This is a genomic window from Novosphingobium sp. EMRT-2, assembly GCF_005145025.1.
Lineage (GTDB): Bacteria > Pseudomonadota > Alphaproteobacteria > Sphingomonadales > Sphingomonadaceae > Novosphingobium.
The window spans coordinates 2,131,423-2,156,739 of the sequence record NZ_CP039695.1; the positions used below are offsets into that span (position 1 = coordinate 2,131,423).

Genomic DNA, 25,317 nt, shown 5'->3' on the forward strand with positions numbered 1-25,317 from the left:
CGTCACCGCAACCGGCAGGCCGGACCTTGCCGAACCCCGAGCCGAAGCCCACGCCGCCTTTCCGGCTCAGCCGGGCATGGCCAGGAAACGGCCCGCATCCTCGGGGACGAGCTGCCCCGCCAGCGCCGCCGCCATCCGCTCGGCCCCGACCAGGCGCAGATCCTCGTTGAAATCGCCGAGCATGGGCGAGAGCGGCACGACCTCGATCCCGGCCCCGGAAGCCCGCTCGGTCAACCTCGCCAACGCAGCGTCGCCGGCCGGATCGTCGTCGCGGCCGACATAGAGGCGTCGGAGCGCGGACGGGAACAGGATGGCTCCAAGGTGGGGCGAGGACAGCGCGGCGATCATGGGCATGGCGGGCATGACCTGACGCAGCGACAGGATGGTCTCGATGCCTTCGCCGGCCGCCATCACCGCATCCGGTCTGCCGAAGCGGACACCGTGCCCAAGAAGGAAACCCATCGCGCGCCGAGGCGTGACCACCGGCGCCTTGGTCGATGTGGCAGGGTCGAGCCAGGTGCGATGAACGCCGGTGATCGCGCCGCCCTCATCGGTGACGGCGGCGATCATGGCAGGCCATGCGCGGCGGGTTCCGGGCAAGTCCTTCCGCGACGGGGTGTAGTAGCAGCGCGGGTGGAAACGGAGCGGATCGTCTGCCCGCAGGGCCGTGATCGCGCGTCCCCGCAGATAGGCTTGAGCGAGCGATCCACGGACAGGCCCGGACGCGGCGAACAGGCGCTTGGCGGCCTGCGGCGAGCCGGTGGGCGCGTTCGGCTCACGCGCATGGCCGGGACCATCGGCGCAAGGCTCGGGATGCGGCAGGCTGAGGAAGCTGCGCGCCTCGTCCAGCGTGTCGCGGAGCTGCGAATGGCCGCAGGCGAGCGCGATGATGTCGAGCAGGTCGCCATGCTCGCCGGTCGCGGCATCGGTCCATTTGCCGGCCGCGCCCCGGCCATCCTCCGAGCCGGACAGCCGCACATAGAGGCTGCGCCCCGGCGTGTTGTGGGCATCGCCGACCAGCCAATAGCGGCCTTCGCGATGCCCCTTCGACAGGTAATGACGGCAAACCGCCTCGGCCCGATCGCCGAGACGGTTTGCGAGTTCGCCTGCCTGATCCGACAGCCGGCCCATCACGCGACCGCCCGGTCGGCGATGCGCTGGAGCGGCCAGCGATCCATCAGGCGCTTCAGCACGGCCACGCCGACGGCATCGACGGGGACGAACATCCTGAGCGACCAGGAGATGATCTCATGGAACAGGCCGTAGGCGGTCAGCCGCTCGCGCATGGCGTCGGTGAAGCCGGTCAGCTCGATCCGGTAGGCGTTCATCACGCGCACGCGGCGAAGCTGGAGACCTTCAGCGAGGTCGAGCACGGTGCGCCCGTCCATCAGCGCGGCGAAGGCGGCTTGCGGGTCGAGGCTCGGCCCATCGTCATTGGCGGTCGCCGTCGCCACCCAGGCGGGCGACACCCGGCGGCCGACGATCCGCTCGCCATCATCGGTCTGGAGCCGATAGACGCGCGTGGATTCGTTCGGCAGGCGCTTCCAGATCGGGAGCAGCAGGCCCGTGACGATGTGCATGGTGCTGGTGGCGAACTCCGGCACCTCGGCCAGTTCCGCCTCCCAGGCGCGGGCGAAGTCCGCCCGGCTCGCCTCGCGCCATTGCGTCTGCGCCATCGCCTCCAGCGGCATCGGCGTCGATTCCATCGGCCGGACCAGCCGCACGCGGCGTTCGACGCTGCCGTCGTCGAGCAAAGCGCCCTTCGTCGGTATCTGCACGGCCGCACGGCCCGATTGTGCGTTGACCAGCAGGACCGCGCGCGGGTCCGACAGCCGGTCGAGCGCGTCGTCCAGTGTGAGGGGCCGATTGCGGTCTTTGCGTTCCATCGTCAGCAACCTCGTCTCCGCCGTGGTGCCCGGATGGGTATAGATGGTGCTCCGCTCGGCGATCGTGAAGCTCTCGGCCTGGAGCGTCTCCAGTCCCAGCTCGTAGGTTCCCGACGCGACGGCGCCCTCGATGCGGGCGGTCAGCAAGTCCTCGAACGCGGTGAACAGGACATTCTGCAAGTCGATGGTGAGCGCCAGCATCCGGTTGAGGAAAGTGGTGATCGGCGGCAGCTCGTCCTTGAGGCCGGTGTCGTCGCGCAGGCTGAGACCCGTCGCCTCCTCAAAGGCGAGCAGCGAACATCCCTCGACCTTGCCCGCATAGAGCAGGCGATAAAGCTGGCGCAGCGCATCGCGCGCATATTGCGATTCCAGATTATCCTCCGGCCGGAACAGCCCCTGGCCGCCGGTCTGGCGCTGGCCGCGCGTGATCGCGCCCAGCGTGTCGAGCCGGCGTGCGATGGTCGAGATGAAGCGCTTTTGCGCCTTCACGTCGGTCGTAACCGGCCGGAACAGCGGCGGCTGCTTCTGATTGGTGCGGTTGGTGCGGCCGAAGCCCTGGATGGCGTTGTCGGCCTTCCAGCCCGCTTCCAGAAGATAGTGGACACGCAGCCGCTGGTTCCTCGCGCCGAGGTCGGCGTGATAACTGCGGCCAGTTCCCCCCGCGTCGGAGAAGATCAGGATGCGCTTGGCGTCGCTCTGGAAGGCGTCGGTCTCGCCGACATTGGCCGAACCCGGCCGGCTCTCGACGACATAGCGGTCGATCCCGTCCGATCCGCGCCGCTTGACGATCCGCCGCGAACGGCCCGTCACCTCAGCAACCATATCGGTCCCGAAGTGGTGGAGAATCTGGTCGAGCGCGGCCGGCACCGGCGCCAGCGAAGCCAGATGCTCGATCAGTCGGTCCCGGCGGGCGGCCGCCTCGCGGGACTCGACCGGATTGCCATCCGGGTCGGTGACGGGCCGGGACGACAGATTGCCCTCGCTGTCGGTGAACGGCTCGTAGAGCTGCACCGGGAAGCTGTGTTCGAGGTAGGACAGGACATATTCGCGGGGTGTCACGTCCACGCGAACGTCGTCCCATTCCTCGGTCGGGATGTCGGCCAGCCGGCGTTCCTGCAATGCCTCGCCGGTCGAGACGATCTGGACGACGGCGCTGTGGCCGGCCGCCAGGTCACGCTCGATGCTGGCGATCAGCGAAGGCGTCTGCATCGCCGTGATGAGGTGATTGAAGAAGCGCTGCTTGGCCGATTCGAAGGCGCTGCGTGCCGCCGACTTGGCCTGGGCGTTGAGCGTGCGGGTCGCGCCGGTGATGTTGGCGGCCTGCATCGCCGCGTCCAGATTGTTGTGAATGATCTGGAACGCGCCCGCATAGGCGTCGTAGATGCCGATCTGCGCTCGCGTCAGCGCATGTTCGAGCATCTCATACTCAACGCCGTCGAAGGACAGCGAGCGGGCGGAATAGAGGCCGAGCGCCTTGAGGTCGCGGGCCAGCACCTCCATCGCCGCGACGCCGCCGTCCTCGATCGCCGCGATGAACTCGCTGCGCGTGGCGAAGGGGAAATCCTCGCCGCCCCACAGGCCGAGGCGCTGGGCATAAGCGAGATTCTGCACGGTGGTCGCGCCGGTGGCCGAGACATAGACGACGCGGGCATCGGGTAGCGCGTGCTGGAGCCGAAGCCCGGCGCGGCCCTGCTGCGAGGGCGCCTGCTCGCCGCGATCGCTGGTGCCGCCGGCCGCGTTCGCCATCGCGTGCGCCTCGTCGAAGACGATCACGCCGTCGAAGTCCGCGCCCAGCCAGTCGACGATCTGCTGCACGCGGCTCGCCTTCGCGCCGCGTTCCTGCGACCGCAGGGTGGCGTAAGTGGCGAACAGGACGCCCTCATCCAGCGTGATCGCCGTGCCCTGCCGGAAGCGGGAGAGCGGCGTCACCAGCAGGCGCTCCTGGCCGAGCGCCTCCCAATCGCGCATGGCGTCCTGATGCAGGGTCTCGGAACGGCTGATCCAGACGGCGCGGCGGCGGCCTTTCAGCCAGTTGTCGAGGATGATGCCCGCGACCTGGCGGCCCTTGCCCGCGCCGGTGCCGTCGCCGAGGAACCAGCCCCTACGGAAGCGCACGGCTTTCTCAGCATCGTCCGGCGCGGCGGTGACGCCATCCCAGCTATCATCGACCGTCCACGCTCCGGCGAGATGGCCGCCATGCGCCTCGCCCGCGAGGATCACGGATTCGAGCTGGGCGTCCGACAGGATGCTGTCGGTGACGAGGTTCGCCGGCAAGGTCGGCCGATAGCTCGGCTTGGGCGGCGAGACCGACGCCATCGCCGCCGATTGGACCAGCGGCGTCGGATGAGGCTTGGCGCCGTCGATGCGCAGCGACTGGAGCGCATAGGGCTCGTAGATCGCATCGGTCAGACGGCCGGCTTCGGCGGGCGTCCAGTCAATTGCCTCATAGGCCAGCTCCGCCGCCTCCGGCAGTACGATGGGCGCGGGCGTGGCTGGCCTGGCATGGCGGCGGACGGCGGGCTTCGCCGACATCGCCCGCATGGCGACGGGCAGCGCCACCGGCATGGCGGGCGGCGGCGCGTCGGGGCCGGACCCACGCGGAGGCACATGGTCGAGCACCCAACCGAGCAGGGTCGCGGTGTCGGGCGCAACACCCGGCGAGGCCGGGAAGACGGAAGGATCATCGGCGGGAACGCGCTCGATGACGGTCAGGCGCGTGTCGATGGTCGTGCCGTGCTTGGCATAGACGCGGCCGTCGATCGCAGCGGAAAACAGGACGCGCCCGCGCTCCTGAAGCCCGATGAAGCTGTCGGTCCAGGTGGAATTGTCGGGCGCGCAGCTCGCCCCGGTGATCGCGATCAGGCGGCCGCCCTCGGCGAGCCGGGCCAGCGCCGACCCGATATGGCGCAGCGCCGCGTCCTTCATCGTGCGATCGACATGGGCGACGGCCGAGAAAGGCGGGTTCATCACCACCACGCTCGGCACGATGTCGGCGCGCAGATAGTCATGGATATGCGCGGCGTCGTGGCGGGTGACGGGGCAATCGGCGAAAAGCCCCGCGAGCATCTCGGCGCGGATCTCGGCCAGCTCGTTGAGAACGAGGCTGCCCCCGCGCGTCTCAGCCTGGACCGCGAGGAGCCCGGTGCCGGCGGAGGGTTCGAGCACCAGATCGCCCGGCCCGATCGCGGCCGCGACAGTGGCGACGAAGCCCAGCCCGGCCGGGGTCGAGAATTGCTGGTACGCTTGGCTGGTCTCGGAGCGGCGCGTATGGGTGGGGAGCAGCGCCGCCACCTTCTCGATCATCGCCAGCGCGGCGAGCGGCGAGGCGGATTTACGCAGGACCGGGCCGCCATATTTACGCAGGAACAGAACCTGCGCGGCTTCGCAGGCGTCGTAGGCGGTCTTCCAGTCCCAGGCGCCATCGGCGTCCGAGCCGCCAAAAGCGGTCTCCATCGCCGAGCGCAGGGCGCGCGCGTCGATGGCGCGGCCCCGTTCGAGGTCGGGCAGGATGAGCGCGGCGGCGGCAAGGATGGACCGGGCGGTCGCGGCGAAACCGGGCGCGACGGGAAACGGCGCCGCCGAACGGGCAGCGGGAGCAGCAAGAGTCATGGCGAATGTCCTTGAGGAGAGCCGGGAGGGAATGGGCCACCGGACGCTCTCTCTCGATCCGGCCGACCCGCCCGTTCCCGGTCCGCCTCTCACTCTCTTGCAGTCGCGTGCGGTCAGAACACATCGGACACGCCGATCACCGCGCCGCGACGAATCCGGTCTCCAATCGCCGGACAAAAAAAGAGCCCGTCCCCGGCCGAAGCGGGGACGGGCCATGCTGAAGGTCAGGTATCGGGAGCGATCGGCAGCGCCCAGGTCTCGTGCCGGGCTTCGTCGATGACGAACCCATGCGGGCCGGGAGAATATTCCGCCGCGGGCACGAGAAAGCCGCGCAACGGCCTCCGTTCACGCTTGCCGCCGAGCGCCGCGACGCACTCCACGAACCCCGGCGAAGTCTGCGACCGGCTGGCCGAGACGACGATCCAGTCCTGGGCGTGGGCCTCCTCGAACAGGCGACGATCGTTCGAGAAGGATTCGCCCGGCGCGAGGGGCCGGCCGTGGACGGCTTCCCAGCGTTGGGGATAGGTATCGCGCAGGGTCTTCTCGGCGATGCGGCGCTCGTAGGCGGTGAACAGTTCGGGAAAGCCGCACGCGACCATCGCCCAATCGCAATCCTCCTCATACCAGCCACCCTCGATGCGAAGCGCGGCGGGCATCGCCGCGTTGCGGGCGTCATCGAGATTGAAGCCGCCATGGCTGGCGGTGACATGGAAGACGACGCCCTCGGCATAGACCGAGCCGCCCTGCGACGCGCCCCAGGGACTCCAGCGATCGGATGCCCGGTGCTGCCGGTCGAGCGCGATCATCTCGCGCCGATGCTCGACCTGCTCCGCGACGAGCGCCCGAAACTCCGCTTCGTCGGCGATCGCGTCGCCGAAGCCGGAGAAGTCGGCCCGCCGCCACTCGGCGATGGGCCGGTTGATCCGCCAGGCGCTCGCGAGGCGGAAGCCATCGTCGACCGGCAGCGCGAGATAGGCGTTGTCGCCGACCTGCGCCGCGAGATACTGATCGGCGGTGCGGCCATAGACGGCTTCGATCGGAGCGGCGGCGTTCATGCCGCCCTCCCGACCGGGATGGCGCCGGCTTCATCGTCGCCGACGATCTCGGCGATGGGATCGCAATAGCGGTTCTTTGCCATCCAAGCCTCCGCCTCGGCCATGTCGGACGCAAGGCGATGCAGTTCGGCGCCGCCCTTGCGGCGCGAGAGAACGCGGACCATTCCAGGCTTCGGCAGGTCGATGATCTCGAAGCGCAGGAACGTCGTGACATCGAAGACATGGTTGACCACGAGGATGACCGTGCCCTCGGACCCATAGGCCCCGTCGCGAAGCGTGATCGTTGCGGGATAGAGGAAACTGCCCGACCAGGGGGCGGTCTTCGCGTTGAGGCGGCCGACGCCATTGAAGCGTTGCCAGGTCCGCAATTTGCGGGTGAAGCGTTCCGGCGGCCTTGGCGTCCCGTCGAAATAGCGCAGGGTCGCGCCCAACGGAACGCGATCATAGACGGCATTGCCGTCAAGCGGGGGCGCAGCGGATGCGCCCGCCGGAGCGGCGGGAACGGTGGCGGAATATGTCATGGCGGTTCTCCGGGAGAGCGGGAAAGGAGCGAGCCGTCCGGCGCTCTCTCTCCATCCGGCCGGCTCACCCGGCCCCCGGCTTTCCTCGGGCTCTGGCCGCCGGCCCCGTTATGGGACCGGCGGCGCGCGGCTCAGTCGGTGAGCTTGCCGGCCGCGATGTCGGCGATCCATTCGGCGGCCTCGTCGAAATCGGCGTCGCCGTCGTCGACCTGCCGCGCCAGCGCGACGGCGCCCGATCGGCCGAGCTGGCCGAGACGCTGAATGGCGGCGAGCAGAACGGGCGCGAGCGCCTCGGCGTCCGCCAGGGCGATATCGTCGATCTTCATGGGATTCTCCTATGTTGGAATTGGAAGCCGCTGGCCGGAAGTGGCCCGGCGGCCATGCGAAAAGGCCCGGCGCTCGGCCGGGCCATTGGGCGCAAAAAAGGGGCGGAGCGGCCGAAACCGCCCCGCCCGATGCAGCTATTCCGCCGCGATGGCGTAGGCCGAGCCGGGCTCGTCCTCATCGCCGTCGTCGCCATCCTCGCCGAGGAACGCCGGGAGCGCCTCGCCGTCGGCGGCCGTGTCCGCGATCGGCAGGACGGGATCGACCTCCGGCATCCTCAGCGGTTCGGGAAGCCAGCCGGAATCGGCCAGCAGCCGCTCGGCTTCGCGGGCCATGTCGCCCTTCTTGAGGTGGTCGATCAGCCCGGCCTTCTGCGGCTCGGTGCCTTCGGCGACCGCTTCGAGGATGCGCGGCTTGGTGATGCGGCCGAGATAATTCTCGTAGGTCGGCCGCCAGCCCGTCACCGCCATGTCGAACCCGATAGCGCGGGCCAGGACATTGGCGTGCTCGATCCGGCGCGCGACGCCATGCGCCGAGACGCGGCCACCGCCATGCTTGGGGACCGGCTCCCATTGCGCGTTCACCGCATAGGCCGCGCAATGGGCGAACAGCGCCGCTTGGTCGGCGCCGTCGAGCTGCTGGATCGCGTCCCATGCATCCTTGTCGGACTTGGGAAGCCGCGCCTTCCAACCGGCGTGGCGTTCCTCCATCGCCTTCGCCGCCGCGCTTTCCCGCAGGCCCGGCGCCTGGAACGGGAAATAGACGCGGGAAACCGACAGCTCCAGGCAGGTCTCCGTCCGCACCTGATAGAAGGTGGTGAGCACCATCGCGTGCAGCACGGCGGCGAAGGCCACCGAGGGGTTCTGCGCGAAGGCGTCCTGCAGCGCGACCGTGCGGGATGCGGTCAGTTCGGCCACCAGCCTGTCCGGTAGCGGCTTGATGACTTCATCGTCGTCTTCGTCGCTGTCGGTGGCGACGGGCGCGACCGCGCCACCAAGCCTCTCGGAACCCGCCTGCACGGCGATGTCCGCCGGTTCATCGCCGGTCGCCTCGATCTCCTCATCGGTCTCCTCGTCGTCGGTTTCGACGGCTTCCTCCTCCGGCTCATCCTCCGGCCGCACATAGCCGCGGTCGATGTAGAGGGTGCCGTCAGCTTCGAGGCCGACGAACACGCCGGCGCGAGCCTGCTCCTGCGCGTCGTAGGTGCGGCGACCCTGCGACAAGGCGGCCAGCTCGACATCGATGGCGGTGACGCGGGCATCGACCTCGGCCGGGACGTCGCCCTTGCCCGCCCACTGTTCCTCCAGCGCATCGGCCTCGGCGCGAAGCTCGGCGATGCGGGCTTCGTCTTCCTCGGTCGGCGGCTCGCGGGTGGCTTCGATCGCGCGGCAGTCCGCGTCGTAACCATAGGGCAGATCGACCAGCGCCTCGACCCACTTCCAGCCTTCGGCCCTGATCCTGTTGGCCTCGGCGTCGAGCTTCTCGGCGACCAGGCGGTCGAGCAAGGCCGGATCGGTCAGCCAGCCGCCGTCATCGGGCTCGAACAGGTCGCGCGTCGGCGCCACGCCGCCCGCCGCGAGATAGGCGTCGAGACCGACGAACCGCACGCGGGCATCGGACATCTCCACCATATCCTCGGTCAGCTTGTCGCGGATGAAGCTGGGCGACTTGTTGATGCTGTGGTCGAGCTGCTTCCAGAGCTGCTCCTGGCGGGCATGATCGTCGCTGACGGTGAAGGCCATGAGCTGATCGAGAGTCATGTCGCCGGCGACATAGACCTCGTGCAGCGTCGGCGAGACCGCGGCGAGCTTCAGCCGCTGACGCACCACGGCCGGCGTGACGCGGAAGTGCGCGGCGATGGCCTCCTCGCGCTCACCCTTGTCGATCAGCACCTTCATGCCGTGAAACTCGTCGAGCGGGTGGAGCGGCTCGCGCTCGCTGTTTTCCGCAAGCGAGTCCTCCTCGGCCAGGACCGGATCGTTGGCCGCCTTGACGACGCAAGGCACCAGCGCATCCTTGGCCATCCGCTTGCGCTTCACGAGGATCGCCAGCGCGCTGTAGCGGCGGCCGCCGGCGGGCACCTCGAAGAAGCCGGTTTCGGCGCCGTCGTCATCGAGCTGCGGGCGGACATTGAGGCCGTGCAGCAGGCTGCGGCGCGCGATGCTGTCGGCAAGGTTCTCGATCGTCACGCCGTTCTTCACCCGGCGGACGTTCGATTGGGACAGGATCAGCTTGTCGAAGGGAATATCCCGCGACGGGCTGAGAACGATCTTGGCGGCAGCTTTTGCCATGTCGGTTACTCCATGACGAGCCGCCGCGAGACACTCTCTCGGCTATCCAGCCCGTCACGAAACCGAAGGCCCCCTCTCACTCTCTCCTGCGCTGCCGGGGCCGCCACGCCCGACGCTAGACGCCGCACATGCCCTCGCACTCATTGCCCCAGAGATCGAGCTGACCGCGATCGGCCGGGGTGCTGAGATCGGCTTGGTCGAGCGGCACGGCCGAGCGGTGCAGATACACCTCGCCCCGGATGCCGCGCAGACCGGTGCGGATCGCGCGGTCCACCACGACTGCTTCGCCCCAGGCTTCGGGATCGTGATCGCGGATCTCGCGCCAGCGCATGTCGGAATGGAAAGGACAGCCGACGCAGGCGCTCTTTGGCGGGATCGGGTAGTCGTGACGTTCGAGCCACCGCAGGCAGTCGTGTCGCGACATGCGCTGCTCGATCAGCGGCCAGCGGTTGACCTGCCACGCCTCGAACGAGGGCTTCATCCGTATCAGCTCGTCGAGCGAGATGCCGATCCACTGTTCGACGACAGGATGATCGGGCGAGCGGCGGCGGGTCAGGCCGATCAGCTCGCGCACCTTCCGGCGAATGGGGACGATCTTGTAATCTTTGGTGCATTGGCGCCGGATCATACCGATCTCGACATGGCGACGCTTTACCGTGCGGGTGAAGGCAGGGATCGAGGCCCAGCGTTCGCCGGCGCCGGCGCGCAGCAGGTCGGCACGAATATCGCCGGCTGAGACGATATGCACCGGGAATGGCAGGACGTTCGGCGACATGAGCCAGGCGAGATGCTCGCGCACGGCGCGCGGTTCCCAGCCTGTGTCGGCGAATATAGCGCAGTCGGGCATCGGCCCGATCTCCCCATGCGCGGCCATCAGCGCCAGCGTAGTCGATTGGACGCCCGCGCCGAGGCTGAGGACGCGCAACCGAAGCCGATCGCTAGAGGGGTTCTGGCCGAGGGTGATAAGGCCCGCTTGGTCGTAATATGCGTGGGCGGCTGTTGTGGTGAGCGCCATCGCGATTCTCCGCGACGGACCGGCAAGGGCTACTCCCTCTGCCTCGTGAGCCCGTCACGGCGACCGGGCCGGGCTCTCACTCTCAGCGGGGGCGTTGCGGGGGCGGCAGCCGCCCGCTCGAAGGGGTAGCGGGGGACCGCAAGGGCGCCCGCTCAGGGGAAGACTTTCCCCTCCCATCAAATCCGCATCAACCTTGCTTCCAGATTATTTTTGATTATATTTTAATCGAGTTGATAGAAGGTGATGAACATGGCGATCGAGACAAAAGTATTGACTACGCACGTCCCGCTGCATCTCGCGGAAAAGGTGGAAGCGATGGCCTCCCGGCTTGAACGCTCGCGCGGCTGGGTGATGAAGCAAGCGCTCGCCGCCTGGGTAGATCAGGAGGAAGAGCGTCACCGGATGACGCTCGAAGCGCTGGATGATGTCGATGCCGGGCGCGTGATCGACCATCAGGCCGTGCGCGCATGGGCGGACAGCCTCGGCACCGACGCCCCGCTGCCGCCGCCTTCGGCATGAGGATCAAGTGGACCGGCAAGGCGTCCTCGGATCTGGTCCGGCTGCACGAGCATCTGCGCCCGGTCGCTCCGGAGGCGGCGGCGCGGGTCGTACAGCAGCTCGCGCGCGCACCGGATCGGCTGCTCGACTATCCCCGGATCGGCGAGAAGCTGGACGCCTACGAACCGCGCGAAGTCCGGCGCATCATCGTAGGCAACTACGAGCTGCGTTACGAGATAGCGGACGCGACAATCTTCATCCTGCGCCTGTGGCATTGCCGCGAGGAGCGCAGCTTCGAGTCGGACGATTGACGATGAGACTGGCCGCCCGAAGCACTAGGACGCAGTGCACCGCCCTTCGCCCCTATCTGCGCTTCGCCGCGAGAGAGGCTTTGCATGAAGCGCGGGCACGACGCAGCTTGGCGGGATGGCCCTTCCTCGCAAATTACGTCGCCGCCAGCCTCGCCGCTGGGCCGAAGACCTTGACGACCTTTTCGACTACACCAACCGCGTTGCGCCACGGCGGGTGTCGCGCCGGGTGCGCTGCGATGACGGCCCGATCGTCGTCACGGACGACTGGCCGGACCAAGTCCCGATCGGCGATACCGAGCTGCGGGCGATCGAAGGCCATATGCGGCTGGAGCTGGACAAGCTGTTCGGTCCGCTGCCGTGAAGTGAGGAGTGAAGTATCATGACCAGCGCCGCCCTGCGACGAGGTAAAGATGAGGCGCCGGTCGTGGCGACCGCGCGCGCCGCTCTCTACCTGCGCGTCTCGACCGGCCGTCAGGCCGATAGCGACTTGTCGATTCCCGATCAGCGCCGCCAGATCGAAGGCTATTGTCTGTCGCGCGGCTGGGAAGTCGCGGCCGAGTTCGTCGAGCCGGGCAACACCGCGACCGACGACCGCCGGCCTGCCTTTCAAGCCATGATCGACGCGGCGATGCAAAAGCCATCGCTTTTCAACGTGATCCTCGTCCACAGTTTTTCGCGGTTCTTCCGCGACCAGTTCCAGTTCGAGTTTTACGTCCGCAAGCTGGCGAAGAATGGAGTGAAGCTCGTCTCGATCACGCAGGATTTGGGCGATGATCCGATGAGCGTGATGATGCGCCAGATCATGACGCTGTTCGACGAGTATCAGTCGAAGGAGAACGGCAAGCACACGTTGCGCGCGATGAAGGAGAATGCCCGCCAAGGCTTTTGGAATGGGGCGAGAGCACCCATCGGCTATCGCGTGGTTGCAGCCGGGGAGCGTGGCGCGAAGATCAAGAAAAAGCTGGAGATTGACCCGATTCAAGCGGAAACGGTGCGGCGCATCTACCGAATGGCGCTCAACGGCGTCGAAAATCGGGGACCGATGGGCCTCAAGTCGATCGCCACCTGGCTCAATGAGAACAATATCCGCACCCGCGATGGCGGGCGCTGGGGCTTGGGCGCGGTGCATCAAGTGCTCACTCGCACAACCTACATCGGGCAACACCGCTTCAACACTCGTGACCATAAAACGAAGACGCCGAAGCCGGAGAGCGAGCACGCCGTCATGGAAGTGCCGCCGATCGTCTCGGAAGCGGAGTTCGAGGCGGTCCAGCGCTCGCTCAAGGCGCGTAGCCCAAAAATGATGCCGCCGATGGCGGTGGGCGGGCCGACGCTGCTTACAGGCATCTGCTTCTGCGCGTGCTGCGGCGGCGCGATGACGCTACGAACGGGCACAAGCAGCATGGGCCGGGAGTATCGTTACTATACCTGCTCGACGAAGGCACGGCAGGGTTCCACCGGCTGTCCCGGCATCACCGTGCCTATGGAACGGCTCAATGAGGCGGTGGTCGATCATCTCGAAGCGCGGCTGCTCGACCCTGCACGGCTCGAAGCTCTGATGGATCAGATCCTTGAACGCCGCGACGAATGGGTAAATCACCGTCGCCAGCATGTCGCCGACCTTGAGCGGCGCGCGACCGAGGCGGAAGCCAAGCTCAAGCGGCTCTATGACGCGATCGAGAACGGCGTCATCGACGTGAATGATTCGTCGCTCAAGGACCGCATCGCCGAACTGACCGCAACCCGCGATCAGGCCAAAGGCGATTCCGAGCGGGCGTTGGCCCATATTGTGAAGATCGGCCCGGCCATCACGCCCGAGAGCCTGCGGGCCTTTGCCGCCGCCCTGAAAAAGAAGCTGAGGAACGGCGACGGCACATTTGCGCGCGACCAGGTTCGTGCGGTCGCACAGCGGGTTGAAGTGGTCAGCCGAAAGGAGATTCGGATTCGCGGCCTGCGGAGCGAACTCCTGCGAACGCTAACCGCCGCCTCTGGCGTAGAGGCGGCGGTTCTAGGCGTTCGCAGCTTTGAACCGAAATGGCGCACCCGACAGGATTCGAACCTGTGGCCTCTGCCTTCGGAGGGCAGCGCTCTATCCAGCTGAGCTACGGGTGCAACGGCGGCGGTGCCTAGCAGCGAGGCGCACGGCTGGCCAGCGGTTTTTGCCCTGCGGTTTGCTCTCCGGATTTCCCGTCCCGGGCGGCCTTAGCGATTTGGTAGGGACGGCACATGTATCCCGCGCGGCATGGCATGGGATTCCGCCAGCGGCGCAGCGGCGCCCGATGGCGCGCCGGTGATGGGCGCGGCGATCGCGGATTCGCCGCCCGGTGCCGCTTCCCTCACCGACACGTGGAACGCCCTGCACGAAGCCGCCGCGATCGTCGGCGCGCTGGCCGGCCGGTCCGTTGCCGAGGACGCCGGTGCTTCGCCGGCGGCGATCGAAGCCTTTCCCGCGACGATTCTCCACGCCGGCGGCTGGCGCCTGGCGCTGGCGCAGCAGGGGATGGACGATCTGGCTGCGATCCTGGAGACCGGGGTTTCCGCGCGGGGTCGCTCGCCCGCCCATGCCGCCATGGCCTTGCACGACGAATTCCGCGCGGCGCGTGCGGCCCTGCTCGCGCTGGTGGCGCCCGCGCCGGTCCGCCATCCGGTCTGACCGCGCGGCCACTTTACCTGTTCCATTTTTGTTCCTACGGTGCGGAGCATGATCGATTCGCCCGTCGTCCCGCTCGCCGATCTGCCGGACAGCGCACGGACTACCCCGCGCGAGGCGCAGGCCGTGGCGCGTGGCATCGCGCGGCTGTTCGCCCGCAACGGCATCTGGTGCCTGCCGGAAATGCCGCTGCGCTCGGGCCGCCGCGCCGACCTGATGGGGATCGACGCGAAGGGCCATGTGGTGATCGTGGAGATCAAGGTCAGCCGCGCCGACCTGCTGGGCGACGGCAAGTGGACCGATTATCTCGACCATTGCGACCGGTTCTACTGGGGGCTGGCCCCGCACCTCGACCGCGCCTGCCTGGAAGGGCCGGATTTCCGGCCCGAACGCTGCGGCGTGATCGTGGCCGATGGCTATGACGCGGAGATCCTGCGCCCCGCGCCCTCGCATCCGCTGGCGGCGGCGCGGCGCAAGGCGGAAGTCGAACGGCTAGCCCGCGCGGCGCTGCGCCGGCACGTGGTGGGACTGGACCCGCACTGCGCCGGCTGGGGCGAAGGCTAAGCCGCTTCGCCACCCCGCCCGACCGATACGTTCAGACCAGACCGCCCATCAGACCAGACCGGCGGTCTGCGCCAGCAGCCAGCCGCCGATGGCGATGAACAGCACCGCCGCCACCATCCGCACCACGCCCAGCGGCACGCGGCGGATCAGTTCGCTGCCCAGGAACACCGCCGGCACGTTGGCGATCATCATCCCCAGCGTAGTGCCCGCCGTCACCGCCAGCGCATCGTGGAAGCGCGCGCCCAGCGCGATCGTCGCCACCTGGGTCTTGTCGCCCATTTCGACGAGGAAGAACGCCACCAGCGTCGTCAGGAACGGGCCGAAGCGGCCGGGCTTCTCCTCCGCGTCATCGAGTTTGTCGGGGATCAGCGTCCACAGGCCCATGGCGATGAACCCCGCCGCCACGGCATAGCGGAACCACAGGCCATCGAGCAGCGAGGCCGCCGTGGCGCCGACCAGCGCGGCGAGGAAGTGGTTGGCCAGCGTGGCGCAGAGGATGCCCAGCACGATCGGCCAGGGCTTGCGGAAGCGGGTGGCGAGCACGATGGCGAGAAGCTGGGTCTTGTCGCCGATTTCCGCGAGCGCGACGATCGCGGTGGAAGTGGTCAGGGCTTCGATCATGAACGGTTCCGGGGCCGGGCAGCTTATCGAGACAACGGCACAACACCCTCCCGCCCGGCCTGAGCGGAAAGCATGATGCCATTGGTCTCGCCCGGAAGGCCCCCGCAAGGGCCGCTCCGCCTGCGCCATGGCCTCTCGGCCAAGCATGTTGACGCGCCGTACCGGCATGGGCCAGCTGGCAAGGGACCGCGCGATGCCCTGATGACAGGACGGGCGCGGTGGCTACTCCCCAAGTAACGCAAGCCGGTTACGCCCCGCGCGCGGCCGACGCAAGCCCCAACGCGCTCACTTCTTCCCGACGGGCTTCACCGCCTTTTCGCGCGAAAGCCGCGTCATCAGCAGCGCGGCGCGCTTGGCCTGCCGCCAGATGCTGGGCACATCGGTGGTTTCGGCGGGCGAATGATCGCCGGTGCTGGCGGGGCCGAGGCCGACCAGCCCGTCGACATCGGCCGCCACGAACGAGATGTCACCCGCGCCGCGCTTCAGCGGATCGAGCGGAGCCATCGCCGGCAGACCCAGCGTTTCGTTCACGCCGTTGAGCCGCGCCAGCAGCGCCTGGTTGCCCGGCGTCGGCGCCATCGGCGGATAGCCTTCCTCGAACGTGATGGCCGCCTGCGCGCCCGGCCAGGTGCGCGCCACGATCGCGCGCATCCGCTCCATCGCCCGCCGGTCCTGCTCGGGGCTGAGCGAGCGCAGGTCTCCACGCGCGATCGCCTTGGCCGGCACGATGTTGGTCTTGCCCGCCGCCGCAACGTGCGCCGCGTCGGGCGCAAGCGTGGCTTCCGCCCCGCCCGCGATCAGGCCGACGTTCAGCGTCAGGTTCGGCTCGGGCACTTCCTCGCGGATCGCGGCGATGATGCGCGCGGCGGCATAGATCGCGCCATCGCCCATCGCGGGCGAGAACACCGCGCTCGAATGGCCCGACTTCGCGGTGACGGTGAGCGTCCACGAATTGGACGAACGCCGCGCGATCGAGCCCATGTCCTTGCCGTCTTCCTGCGACAGCCCCTCGAAATCGAGCGCCGCGTCAGCGCGCCGGCCGGCCGCGACCAGATCGGCGCGCGCCACCTCGGTCGGCTCGCCCGCGTCCTCCTCGTCGCCGGTCAGCACCACCTCGATGTTGGCGTCCCTGAGCGTGCCCGCCGCCTGCATCGCACGCAGCGCGGCGATCATCACCGCCATGCCGCCCTTGTCGTCGGCCACGCCCGGGCCGGTGGCCTTGTCGCCCTTCAGCGCGAACGTCTGGAACGGCGAATCCGGTTCGAACACGGTATCGAGATGGCCGATCAGCAGCAGCCGCTTCATGCCCTTCGCGCCCCTGTGCGTCAGGATCAGGTGCCCGGCGCGCCCGGTCTGCTCCATCGGCACCCAGCGCGCGGCAAAGCCCAGCGCGGTGAATTCGGGCGCGACGATATCGCGCACCTTACGCACGCCTTCGAGGTTCCGGCTGCCCGAATTCTGGTTCACCATCCGTTCGAGCAGCGCCAGCGTGCGCGCCTGTTCGGCATCGACGGTGGCGACCATCCGCTGTTCCGCCGGCGTGGCCGGCGCGGCGAGCACAGCCCCGCTCCCCAGCCCGCCCGCGAGCAGCGCCGCACCGATGATAGAGCCCGCAAACTGATGATACCGCATCGAAATCCCCGTCCAGTCACACGGTGTACGTTGCCGGTCACGCGGAGGCCGGGCAAGGCCCTTTGCGCAATTTCCTTGCTTTTCGGAGCAATCGCGCCTATGTGCGCCGCAGCAAGACCGGCGGCCCCCGTGCCGCAAGCCGCGTCAGCGTGAGATTGCGCCTCCATTTGCCAAGGGCATTTGCGAAAGGCGCGATCCGGCCCGGCCCCACGGTCTCTTGCCTTCACGGCTTCCCCTTTCACGCATGGGTCGCATGGTACGACCCCTGCCGCGCCCGCGATTCTTCGTGGAGCGCCAACGAAAGCATTGTTTTTCATGTCCTATTTTAGCGATCTCGGCCTTGCCGAGCCCATTCTTCGTGCGCTCGAAAGCAAAGGCTACAACGATCCCACGCCCATCCAGCGCCAGTCGATTCCGGCGCTGCTCGAAGGCCGCGACCTGCTGGGCATCGCCCAGACCGGCACCGGCAAGACCGCCGCGTTCGCGCTGCCCTCGCTGCATCGCCTCGCCGCCGACCCCAAGCCGCGCAAGCCCGCCTCGTGCCGGATGCTGGTGCTTTCGCCCACCCGCGAACTCGCCGCGCAAATTGCCGACAACATGAAGGGCTACGCCAAGAACCTGAACCTCTCGGTCGATTGCGTGTTCGGCGGCGTGCCCATCGGCAAGCAGGCGCGCCGTCTGGTGCCGGGCATCGACATCCTCGTCGCCACGCCGGGCCGCCTGCTCGACCTGATCGACAACCGCGCGCTGACGCTGGGCCGGGTCGAGATCTTCGTGCTCGACGAAGCCGACCAGATGATGGACCTCGGCTTCATCCATGCGCTGCGCCGCGTTGCCAACCTGCTGCCCAAGCAGCGCCAGAGCCTGTTCTTCTCGGCCACGATGCCCAAGTCGATCGAGGATCTGGGCAAGCAGTTCATCAACAATCCGGTGCGCGTGGAAGTGGCGCCGCAATCGACCACCGCCGAACGCGTCGACCAGTTCATCACGCTCATCAACCAGGCGGAAAAGCAGGCGCTGCTGACGCTGCGCATCCGCGCCATGCTGGCGGACAAGTCGCTCGACCGCGCGCTGGTCTTCACCCGCACCAAGCACGGGGCGGACCGCGTCGCGCGGCACCTTGCCGGCGCCGGCGTGGAAGCGCGGGCGATCCACGGCAACAAGTCGCAGGCGCAGCGCACCGCCGCGCTCGAAGCCTTCCGCCAGGGTTCATGCCCGATCCTCGTCGCCACCGACATCGCGGCGCGCGGCATCGACGTTTCGGGGGTGAGCCATGTGTTCAACTTCGAGCTGCCCAACGTGCCCGAACAGTACGTCCACCGCATCGGCCGCACCGCGCGCGCCGGCGCCGATGGCGTGGCGATCAGCTTCTGCGCGCCCGATGAGAAGCCCTATCTGCGCGATATCGAGCGGCTGACCGGTGTTAAGCTGATGCCGCAGGCGCTGCCGGAGAACTTCATGCAGGAAGCCGCCCGACTGCCCGCGCCCGCGCGCAGGCCGCAGGAAGACGACGCTCCACGCCACCAGCAGGGCAATCGCCGCGATGGTGGCCAGCGCAGCGGGGGCCAGCGCAACGGGGGGCAGCGCAGCGCGGGGCAGGGCGTCGGAGGTCAGCGCACTGGCGGTGGTCGCGGCGACCAGCAGGCCCATGGTGGCCGCGCGCAGGGTCGCGACGGCAAGCCGCGGGACGTGAGCCAGCGGCAGGAACGCCGCGACGGCCAGAACGATCGGGGTCCGGTGCGCAATCCGCTGCATACCGAGCGCGCAGACCGTCCCGAAGGCGAACGCGCAGGGGAGCGCGACGGCCAGCAGCGCCGGTTCCGCCCGCGCGGCCCCGGCAATGTCGGCCAGCACCGCAACCGGGTGCGCCGCGCCGGGTAAGCGGCGACACATTGCGGAACTAGGGTCAGGGCCCATTACTGGCGCGCTCGAGGTTTGAAGCAAAATGGCCTGTTGCAAGGAGAGAGGGCGCGGGAATATGTCGATATTTCAAGCCCTCTCGACGCCGCAGCGGGCCATTTTGGTCAAATCCCGCAGGGACGTCCAAATGGCTTCCGTGCCTTCCGCGAACGGAATGCCGGTGCGCGAGGGAACGCGCTGGATCGTCCCGGCTTCGTCCGCAAAAGGCGGAGCTTCATGAACAGCATCGGGCTTTCCGCGCTGGCGATGACGCTGATCGTGGGGGTGCGCTATCTCCTCACCAGCGGTCTGTTCGCCGCGCTCACCGGGCGGAAACGCCCGGGCCTCTATCGGGGGCTGACCCCGCAGATCCGCAAGGAAATCGCCTGGAGCCTCGCCTCGTCGGCGATCTACGGCATTCCCGCCGGGATCGTCGCCTGGGGCTGGCAGGCGCACGGCTGGACGCGGATCTACACCGATCCGCGCGCCTGGCCGCTGTGGTGGATGCCGGTCTCGCTGCTGCTCTACCTGTTCCTGCACGATACCTGGTTCTACTGGACCCACCGCTGGATGCACCGCCCGCGCGTGTTCCGCGCGGTGCACGCGATCCACCACGCCAGCCGCCCGCCGACCGCCTGGGCGGCGATGAACTTCCACCCGGCCGAAGCCGCGCTGGTCGGCCTGCTGATCCCGGCGCTGGTCTTCGTGATCCCGATCCACGCGGGCGTGCTGGGCCTGGTGCTGCTCGTCATGACGGTGATGGGCGTCACCAACCACATGGGCTGGGAAATGTTTCCGCGCCGGCTCGTTCATTCCCGGGTCGGCCAATGGCTGATAACCGCAAGCCATCATCAACGGCATCACGAGCAATACCGGTGCAACTACGGACTCTACTTCCGCTTCTGGGACAGGCTGTGCGGCACCGACAAGGGGCTGGGCACGCTGTGAAATCCGCCCTGATCCTGCTGCCGGCCGCGCTGGTCTTGGGCGGTGCGGTGGCGCCGGAGCACGCCTCGCTCACCGTCGACGTCACCGGGCTGCGCTCGGTCCGGGGGCTGGTGCAGGTGTGCATCACCACCGATCCGGCGACATTTCCCGATTGCCAGAAAGACCCGCACGCGCGCCATCTTTCCGTGCCGGCGCGCAACCCCGCGATCACGTTCGCCAATGTCGCGCCCGGCCGCTATGCGGTGGCGCTGTTCCATGACGAAAACGCCAACGGCAGGCTGGACAAGGTGCTGATGGTCCCTAAGGAAGGCTTCGGCTTCTCGCGCGATGCGCCGGTGCGGTTCGGCCCGCCCCGGTTCGCGGCGGCAGCCCTGACCCTTGGCGAAGGCGAGGTGCGGACGGAAATCCGCATGCGCTATATGCTGTGACGGAGAGCTGTCGATGCTGAAAGCGATGCACCGCGGCGGCGCGCTGGCACCGTTCCGCTATCCCGCTTTCCGATCGATCTGGACCGCCAACCTCTTTTCCAACGTCGGCTCCACCATCCAGTCGGTCGCCGCCGCCTGGCTGATGACCGACCTGACCAGCAGCCACGTGATGGTCGCGCTGGTGCAGGCTTCGGCTACGATCCCGATCATGCTGCTGGGCATGATCGCCGGGGCCATCGCCGACAACTTCGACCGCCGCCGCGTGATGCTGGCGGCGCAGACGGCGATGCTGGCGGTGTCCGCCCTGCTCGCCGCGCTGGGCTATGCCGGGATGGTCGGCCCGTGGTCGCTGCTCGCGCTGACGCTGATGGTGGGCATGGGCACCGCGCTCAACGGCCCGGCGTGGCAGGCATCGGTGCGGCTCCAGGTGGGCAAGGACGATCTGCCGCAGGCGATCGCGCTCAACGCCATATCGTTCAATCTCGCACGCAGCGTCGGTCCCGCGATGGGCGGGTTGCTCATTTCGATCTGGAACGTGAACCTGGCCTTCGCGCTCAACGCGATCAGCTATGTCGGCATGATCGTGGTGCTGTGGACGTGGCGACCGCACCGCGCGCATACCCCGCAGCGCCAGCCGATGTTCGCCTCGATCAAGGTCGGCATCGATTTCTGCGCGCGTTCCGCGCCGATCCGCAAGGTGCTGCTGCGCGGCTTCGCCTTCGGCTTCGGCGCGGCCGGCTTTTCCGCGCTGATGCCCACCGTGGCGCGCGATCTGCTGCGCGGCACCGAGCTGGACTATGGCCTGATGCTGGGCGCGTTCGGCATGGGATCGATCGTCACCGCGTTGTGGGTGGGCAAGGCCCGGCGGCGCTATGGCGCGGAAGCCGTGGTCTCCGCCGCGACGCTCGCCTTCGCCGCCGCGCTTGCCTCGCTCTCGTTCACCGCCTCGGTGCCGCACGCGATGGTCACCGCCTTTCTCGGCGGCTCGGGCTGGGTCGCCGCGATGACCAGCCTCAACGTCGCCATGCAGCTCCGCTCGCCCGAAACGATTCTCGGCCGCTGCCTGTCGATCTACCAGGCGGTGACATTCGGCGGCATGGCGCTGGGCGCCTGGGCCTGGGGCAGCGTGGCCGACCTCGGCGGCCTGCAGACGGCGCTGCACGCGGCGGCGGCGTGGCTGCTCGCTTCGCTGGTGCTGCGCGTGCTGGCGCCGATGCCCACGCGCGAGGAAGGACGGCTCGACATCGTACAGGAACCCGCCAATGCCAAACCCTGAAACGTCCCCCGACGCCCGTCCGCTGCGCTCATTGCTCTACATGCCGGCCAGCAACCGCCGCGCCATCGACAAGGCACGCGGCCTCGATACCGATGCGGTCGCGCTCGATCTCGAAGACGCCGTCGCGCCCGAGATGAAGGCCGAGGCGCGCGCCGCGCTGCTGGAGGAACTGACAGCGGGCGGCTTCGGCCATCGCCGCCTGATCGCGCGGATCAACGCGCTGGACACGCCGTGGGGGCAAGACGATCTCGTCACGCTGGCCGTCGCGCCGGTGGAAGCGGTGCTGGTGCCCAAGGTGGACGACGCGGACGACGTGATCGCGCTTTCGCGCGCGATGGACGCGGCCGGCTATGCGCCCGGCGTGAAGCTGTGGGTGATGATCGAGACGCCGCGCGCAGTGCTGGCGCTCGAACGCATCGCCGCCTGCGCCGCCACCACCCGGCTGGCCGCCTTCGTGCTGGGGCTCAACGATCTCGCCAAGGATACCGGCATGGCGCAACTGCCGGGCCGCGCGGTGTTCCTGCCGGTGCTGACGCTGGCCGTGCTGGCAGCGCGCGCGCATGGCCTCGCCATTCTCGACGGCGTGTGCAACGCGATAGACGACTCAGCGCGGCTCGAAGCCGAATGCGTGCAGGCGCGCGACGGGGGATTCGACGGCAAGACTCTGATCCACCCGGCGCAACTTGACATCGCCAACCGCGTGTTCGCGCCCGACGATGACGCCGTTGCCGAAGCGCGCGCCATCGTCGCCGCCTTCGCCGACCCCGCCAACGCCGGCAAAGGCGCGCTGCGGGTGAACGGAAAAATGGCGGAATTGCTGCATCGGACGCAGGCTGAACGCCTGCTGGCAAAGGCCGCCGCCATCGCCGCGCGCTGAAGGCAGCCCCGCCTCCGGCCGGGGACCGTGCGGGAATCGCGCCGGCGCAACTTAAACAAACCTTTACCATGTTGCGCCAGAACGGTCACAAACGGATGGCAAGGGCGCCTTTCATGGATGGATTGCACGAGTTGGGCGGCGACGGTTTCGGCATGAACGCGCCTGACTATATTTCTCTGGACGACGATGCGATCGTCGAGGCGCCGCCGCCGGTCGTCGGTCAGGACGAACGGCGCCTGCAGGTGCGGGCCTACAATTTCTGGACCGGCCTGCTCGATGGCGGGCCATTCCCGCCGGTCGCGCCGCTGCTTGCCGGCAACCTGCCCGATTTCGCCGATCGCTCGGTCCTGCTGCATTTCGACGAAGGCTACGAAGATCCCGCGATCGTTCAGCTGGGCGCGCTGCTGGCCAGCGAATGCGGCGACGGGCCGATGCCCGCACGGCTCAGCGATGTGCCGGGCCGCACCCTGCTGTCGCGCATCACCGACCACTACATGCAGATCATCGCCAACGAGGCCCCGATCGGCTTCGAGGCCGAGTTCGTCAATCAGGACGGCCGCAACATCCTCTATCGCGGCATCCTGCTGCCGTTCTCGTCCGATGGCGAAACGATCGATTACATCTACGGGGTCATCAACTGGAAGGAACTGGCCGACCAGCAGACCACCGACGATCTCCTGTTGCAGATCGGGCAGGCGCTGGCTGCGGTGCCGGCGCAAAGGCCGAGCGGCATGGGCATGCTTGACGCGCTGAATGCGCCGGAACCGGCCGACCGGGCCGGAGTGTGGGCCGATGGACCGCGCGCGCTGCCATATGGCGCGGACGAGCCGGAACTCGACCTTGCCGAGATCGGCGCGGAAATCCTGTCGTTCCCGGGTTCCTTGGACGAGGATGAGACGGGCATCCTGCCGATGCCGGGTTTCGGCGCCAATGGCGTTCCCGGCGACGATGACGTCATGGACCTTGCCGGGCTGGAGGAAGTGCCGTCCGATCTCGACGAGGCCGTGCTCACACCCTCCACCCCGATCAACGACGATTTCGGCCTGGCCGACTGGCTGGCTTCGGCGCGCGAACTCGCCCATGCCGCGCACACCAGCGAGGATCGCACGCGCGGCGCGCTCTATGCCGCGATCGGCCGCGCCTGGGATTTCGCGCTGGCCACGCGCGATGCGCCGGAAGACTATGCCGACATGATCGCCGACGCCGGCCTTTCCATGCAGGCCCGCGCGCCGCTGATCCCGCTGGTCAAGCTGGTGTTCGGCGCGGAATACGACAAGACGCGCCTGACCGAATACGCGACGGTGCTGGGCCATGCCGAACGCATCGGGCTGCAGCGCGGCGAACTGGGCGGCTTCCTGGCCAGCGCGCCGGGCGGCCTGAAGGGCGTGGTGTCCACCGAACGCCGGCTGCGGCGCGAGGAAAGCGGCAAGGCCCGTGTGCCCGATGCCGCCGAAGTGCTGGCGCAAGGCCTGCGCGCGCTGCCGGCCCGGCCGCTGGCCGATCTCCCCGCCGAAGGCCCGGAATTCGCGCTGGTCATGGTCTGCCGCCAGGGCGATGGCACCGTGGCGCTGCTGGGCGACGTGACCGGCGACCAACCTCTGTTCGAACGCGCCGCGCGCAGGCTGGTTGGTTAAGCCGCCTTGACCTGCCAGGCGGCGTGGACAAATTCCGCAACGCCACAGCTGGAGGCAAAAGCCGCCAGTTCGAGGAGGCGAGGCGAAGGAATATCGGCCATATTTCGAGCCGAGCCGACGCTGAAATGGCGGCTTTTGGTCCAGCGCCGAAGGGGTTGCCCTGAAACAGGCCCTGGCCGCGTTGCTCGGCCTTGAAAGAGACCCGCTCTTCCTGCGGCCTCGCGCCTTGCCAGGGCCTGTTTCAGGGCAACTGTGGTGTTGCGGAATTTGTCCACGCCGCCTAGCCACGCGTCCATGGCGGGTGGAACGCAGGAAAGGACGCGCGTGGCATTTCCCGGATGGGGCTGGCTCGGCTGGAGCCTGGCCATGCTGGCGTTGATCGTCGCGGGCGGCGGCACGGCACTCGCCCTGGCGCTCCGCACCAATGCCGTTGCCGTGCTGGATAATGCCGACTGGCTGCTGCGTGGCGGCGGCGACGTGGTTCTGGCGGCCAGCGAACGCTATGGCGCGGACCCTGCGCAAAAACTCGAAATGTTCGTGCCGCGCGGCGCGCGCGGGCCGCTTCCCGTCATCGTATTCATCCACGGCGGCAGCTGGGCCAGCGGCGATCCGCAGAACTACCGCTTCGTCGCCCGCGCGCTCGCACCACAGGGCTACGCCGTGGTGCTCGCCGGCTACCGGCTCTACCCGCGGGTCCGCTATCCCGGCATGCTGGAAGACGGCGCGCTGGCCCTGCGCTGGGTGGCAGACCATGCCGCAGCCCACGGCGGCGATTCCTCGCGCGTGGTGGTGATGGGGCATTCGGCCGGCGCTTACAACGCGCTGATGCTGGCGCTGGACCGGCGCTGGCTGGCGGCGCGCGGCCTGTCCGCCGATGCGCTGCGCGGCGCGGTCGGCGTTTCCGGCCCCTACGCCTTCTATCCGTTCGATACGCCCGCCGCGATTCACAGCTTCGGGCAGGCGCCGGACCCGCAGGATACCCAGCCCGTGGCCCACGCCCGTGGCGACGCGCCGCCGCTGCTGGTGGTGACGGGCGATGCCGATACCGTGGTCAAGCCGCGCAATTCGATCACGCTCGCCCGCGCCATGACCGCCGCCGGCGCGCCGCTGCACGCCATCCTGTTGAAGGGCGCGAGCCACGAGGACACGATCAAGATGCTGGCCCGCCCGTTCGACCGCGACCGGCGCGTGCTGGACGCGATCCTGCCGTTTCTGGCACGCGTGACCGCGCCCGCTTCAGGCGCGGTTCAGGCGGCGGCGCGATAGGCTGGCATGGTG

21 protein-coding genes, 1 tRNA gene and 1 pseudogene are annotated in these 25,317 nt (G+C 68.4%); 12 read left to right on the forward strand and 11 right to left on the reverse strand.

Going from position 1 to position 25,317, the window contains the following annotated elements; all coding sequences use genetic code 11:
* Positions 1-66 precede the first annotated feature (66 nt).
* The 7 genes from FA702_RS10570 to FA702_RS10600 form a co-directional block, all read right to left on the reverse strand.
* Positions 67-1,131: a toprim domain-containing protein gene (locus tag FA702_RS10570; protein ID WP_136956115.1), complete on the reverse strand. Its 1,065-nt coding sequence runs from the start codon at positions 1,129-1,131 to the stop codon at positions 67-69.
* Entirely contained in the window at positions 1,131-5,495 is a 4,365-nt protein-coding gene (locus tag FA702_RS10575; protein ID WP_136956116.1) for a strawberry notch-like NTP hydrolase domain-containing protein, read from the reverse strand. Before FA702_RS10575 ends, FA702_RS10570 begins: the two co-directional genes overlap by 1 nt.
* A 224-nt stretch (positions 5,496-5,719) precedes the next feature.
* On the reverse strand, positions 5,720-6,550 hold the full coding sequence (locus FA702_RS10580; protein ID WP_136956117.1) for a hypothetical protein: 831 nt from the start codon (positions 6,548-6,550) through the stop codon (positions 5,720-5,722).
* Complete coding sequence (locus tag FA702_RS10585) at positions 6,547-7,071, reverse strand: hypothetical protein (RefSeq protein WP_136956118.1); 525 nt, start codon at positions 7,069-7,071, stop codon at positions 6,547-6,549. Before FA702_RS10585 ends, FA702_RS10580 begins: the two co-directional genes overlap by 4 nt.
* Before the next feature lie 131 nt (positions 7,072-7,202).
* The gene (locus FA702_RS10590; RefSeq protein WP_136956119.1) at positions 7,203-7,397 is read right to left on the reverse strand and encodes a hypothetical protein; all 195 of its coding nucleotides are present in this window, start codon (positions 7,395-7,397) and stop codon (positions 7,203-7,205) included.
* A 135-nt stretch (positions 7,398-7,532) separates the two neighbouring features.
* Complete coding sequence (locus FA702_RS10595; RefSeq protein WP_136956120.1) at positions 7,533-9,686, reverse strand: ParB/RepB/Spo0J family partition protein; 2,154 nt, start codon at positions 9,684-9,686, stop codon at positions 7,533-7,535.
* 115 nt (positions 9,687-9,801) lie between these two features.
* The gene (locus FA702_RS10600) at positions 9,802-10,701 is read right to left on the reverse strand and encodes a hypothetical protein (RefSeq protein WP_255504525.1); all 900 of its coding nucleotides are present in this window, start codon (positions 10,699-10,701) and stop codon (positions 9,802-9,804) included.
* Positions 10,702-10,944: 243 nt separating this feature from the next.
* Between FA702_RS10600 and FA702_RS10605 the strand changes: the two genes are divergently transcribed.
* The 3 genes and pseudogenes from FA702_RS10605 to FA702_RS23165 all read left to right on the forward strand — a co-directional run.
* Positions 10,945-11,220 (forward strand): CopG family ribbon-helix-helix protein, encoded by a 276-nt coding sequence (locus tag FA702_RS10605; protein ID WP_255504526.1) that lies wholly within the window; start codon positions 10,945-10,947, stop codon positions 11,218-11,220.
* A complete protein-coding gene (locus FA702_RS10610; protein ID WP_136956121.1) occupies positions 11,217-11,510 on the forward strand; it encodes a type II toxin-antitoxin system RelE/ParE family toxin in 294 nt (97 codons plus the stop codon). Before FA702_RS10605 ends, FA702_RS10610 begins: the two co-directional genes overlap by 4 nt.
* A 379-nt stretch (positions 11,511-11,889) precedes the next feature.
* Positions 11,890-12,969 (forward strand): annotated as a pseudogene (locus tag FA702_RS23165) (recombinase family protein); the annotation flags it as partial.
* Here FA702_RS23165 and FA702_RS23170 read toward each other — a convergent pair.
* Both FA702_RS23170 and FA702_RS10625 read right to left on the reverse strand, forming a co-directional pair.
* Positions 12,892-13,296, reverse strand: a complete 405-nt coding sequence (locus FA702_RS23170) for a hypothetical protein (RefSeq protein WP_255504527.1) — start codon at positions 13,294-13,296, stop codon at positions 12,892-12,894. The pseudogene FA702_RS23165 and the gene FA702_RS23170 overlap by 78 nt on opposite strands.
* 249 nt (positions 13,297-13,545) lie before the next feature.
* A tRNA-Arg gene (locus FA702_RS10625) sits at positions 13,546-13,622 on the reverse strand.
* Between the two features lie 130 nt (positions 13,623-13,752).
* Here FA702_RS10625 and FA702_RS10630 point away from each other — a divergent pair.
* Both FA702_RS10630 and FA702_RS10635 read left to right on the forward strand, forming a co-directional pair.
* Positions 13,753-14,163, forward strand: coding sequence for a hypothetical protein (locus FA702_RS10630; protein WP_136956123.1), 411 nt, complete (start codon positions 13,753-13,755; stop codon positions 14,161-14,163).
* A gap of 48 nt (positions 14,164-14,211) precedes the next feature.
* A complete protein-coding gene (locus FA702_RS10635) occupies positions 14,212-14,724 on the forward strand; it encodes an MmcB family DNA repair protein (protein WP_136956124.1) in 513 nt (170 codons plus the stop codon).
* Between the two features lie 48 nt (positions 14,725-14,772).
* Here FA702_RS10635 and FA702_RS10640 read toward each other — a convergent pair whose 3' ends face one another.
* Both FA702_RS10640 and FA702_RS10645 read right to left on the reverse strand, forming a co-directional pair.
* Positions 14,773-15,342 (reverse strand): TMEM165/GDT1 family protein, encoded by a 570-nt coding sequence (locus FA702_RS10640; RefSeq protein WP_136957359.1) that lies wholly within the window; start codon positions 15,340-15,342, stop codon positions 14,773-14,775.
* Positions 15,343-15,630: 288 nt separating this feature from the next.
* Positions 15,631-16,977, reverse strand: a complete 1,347-nt coding sequence (locus tag FA702_RS10645) for a M20/M25/M40 family metallo-hydrolase (protein ID WP_136956125.1) — start codon at positions 16,975-16,977, stop codon at positions 15,631-15,633.
* Positions 16,978-17,292: 315 nt separating this feature from the next.
* Here FA702_RS10645 and FA702_RS10650 point away from each other — a divergent pair, with 315 nt between their 5' ends.
* The 7 genes from FA702_RS10650 (at position 17,293) to FA702_RS10680 (ending at position 25,305) form a co-directional block, all read left to right on the forward strand.
* Complete coding sequence (locus FA702_RS10650; protein WP_136956126.1) at positions 17,293-18,858, forward strand: DEAD/DEAH box helicase; 1,566 nt, start codon at positions 17,293-17,295, stop codon at positions 18,856-18,858.
* Positions 18,859-19,113: 255 nt separating this feature from the next.
* Positions 19,114-19,824: a sterol desaturase family protein gene (locus FA702_RS10655; RefSeq protein ID WP_136956127.1), complete on the forward strand. Its 711-nt coding sequence runs from the start codon at positions 19,114-19,116 to the stop codon at positions 19,822-19,824.
* Positions 19,821-20,252, forward strand: a complete 432-nt coding sequence (locus FA702_RS10660) for a DUF2141 domain-containing protein (protein WP_168195955.1) — start codon at positions 19,821-19,823, stop codon at positions 20,250-20,252. The genes FA702_RS10655 and FA702_RS10660 overlap by 4 nt, the downstream gene beginning before the upstream one ends.
* A 13-nt stretch (positions 20,253-20,265) precedes the next feature.
* Positions 20,266-21,528, forward strand: a complete 1,263-nt coding sequence (locus FA702_RS10665) for an MFS transporter (protein ID WP_136956129.1) — start codon at positions 20,266-20,268, stop codon at positions 21,526-21,528.
* Complete coding sequence (locus FA702_RS10670) at positions 21,515-22,405, forward strand: CoA ester lyase (protein WP_136956130.1); 891 nt, start codon at positions 21,515-21,517, stop codon at positions 22,403-22,405. The genes FA702_RS10665 and FA702_RS10670 overlap by 14 nt, the downstream gene beginning before the upstream one ends.
* 113 nt (positions 22,406-22,518) lie before the next feature.
* On the forward strand, positions 22,519-24,039 hold the full coding sequence (locus FA702_RS10675) for a hypothetical protein (RefSeq protein WP_136956131.1): 1,521 nt from the start codon (positions 22,519-22,521) through the stop codon (positions 24,037-24,039).
* Between the two features lie 324 nt (positions 24,040-24,363).
* Positions 24,364-25,305, forward strand: a complete 942-nt coding sequence (locus tag FA702_RS10680) for an alpha/beta hydrolase (RefSeq protein ID WP_255504528.1) — start codon at positions 24,364-24,366, stop codon at positions 25,303-25,305.
* The last annotated feature ends 12 nt before the right edge of the window (positions 25,306-25,317 follow it).

Coding starts and splice junctions, on each gene's coding strand:
- FA702_RS10580 (WP_136956117.1), bottom strand. CDS start 6,550: ATGAACGCCGCCGCTCCGATCGAAGCCGTCTATGGCCGCACCGCCGAT.
- FA702_RS10600 (WP_255504525.1), bottom strand. CDS start 10,701: ATGGCGCTCACCACAACAGCCGCCCACGCATATTACGACCAAGCGGGC.
- FA702_RS10590 (WP_136956119.1), bottom strand. CDS start 7,397: ATGAAGATCGACGATATCGCCCTGGCGGACGCCGAGGCGCTCGCGCCC.
- FA702_RS10665 (WP_136956129.1), top strand. CDS start 20,266: ATGCTGAAAGCGATGCACCGCGGCGGCGCGCTGGCACCGTTCCGCTAT.
- FA702_RS10595 (WP_136956120.1), bottom strand. CDS start 9,686: ATGGCAAAAGCTGCCGCCAAGATCGTTCTCAGCCCGTCGCGGGATATT.
- FA702_RS10635 (WP_136956124.1), top strand. CDS start 14,212: ATGATCGATTCGCCCGTCGTCCCGCTCGCCGATCTGCCGGACAGCGCA.
- FA702_RS10585 (WP_136956118.1), bottom strand. CDS start 7,071: ATGACATATTCCGCCACCGTTCCCGCCGCTCCGGCGGGCGCATCCGCT.
- FA702_RS10575 (WP_136956116.1), bottom strand. CDS start 5,495: ATGACTCTTGCTGCTCCCGCTGCCCGTTCGGCGGCGCCGTTTCCCGTC.
- FA702_RS10605 (WP_255504526.1), top strand. CDS start 10,945: ATGAACATGGCGATCGAGACAAAAGTATTGACTACGCACGTCCCGCTG.
- FA702_RS10655 (WP_136956127.1), top strand. CDS start 19,114: ATGAACAGCATCGGGCTTTCCGCGCTGGCGATGACGCTGATCGTGGGG.
- FA702_RS10675 (WP_136956131.1), top strand. CDS start 22,519: ATGGATGGATTGCACGAGTTGGGCGGCGACGGTTTCGGCATGAACGCG.
- FA702_RS10645 (WP_136956125.1), bottom strand. CDS start 16,977: ATGCGGTATCATCAGTTTGCGGGCTCTATCATCGGTGCGGCGCTGCTC.
- FA702_RS10610 (WP_136956121.1), top strand. CDS start 11,217: ATGAGGATCAAGTGGACCGGCAAGGCGTCCTCGGATCTGGTCCGGCTG.
- FA702_RS10630 (WP_136956123.1), top strand. CDS start 13,753: ATGGCATGGGATTCCGCCAGCGGCGCAGCGGCGCCCGATGGCGCGCCG.
- FA702_RS10570 (WP_136956115.1), bottom strand. CDS start 1,131: ATGGGCCGGCTGTCGGATCAGGCAGGCGAACTCGCAAACCGTCTCGGC.
- FA702_RS10670 (WP_136956130.1), top strand. CDS start 21,515: ATGCCAAACCCTGAAACGTCCCCCGACGCCCGTCCGCTGCGCTCATTG.
- FA702_RS23170 (WP_255504527.1), bottom strand. CDS start 13,296: ATGGGCCAACGCCCGCTCGGAATCGCCTTTGGCCTGATCGCGGGTTGC.
- FA702_RS10650 (WP_136956126.1), top strand. CDS start 17,293: ATGTCCTATTTTAGCGATCTCGGCCTTGCCGAGCCCATTCTTCGTGCG.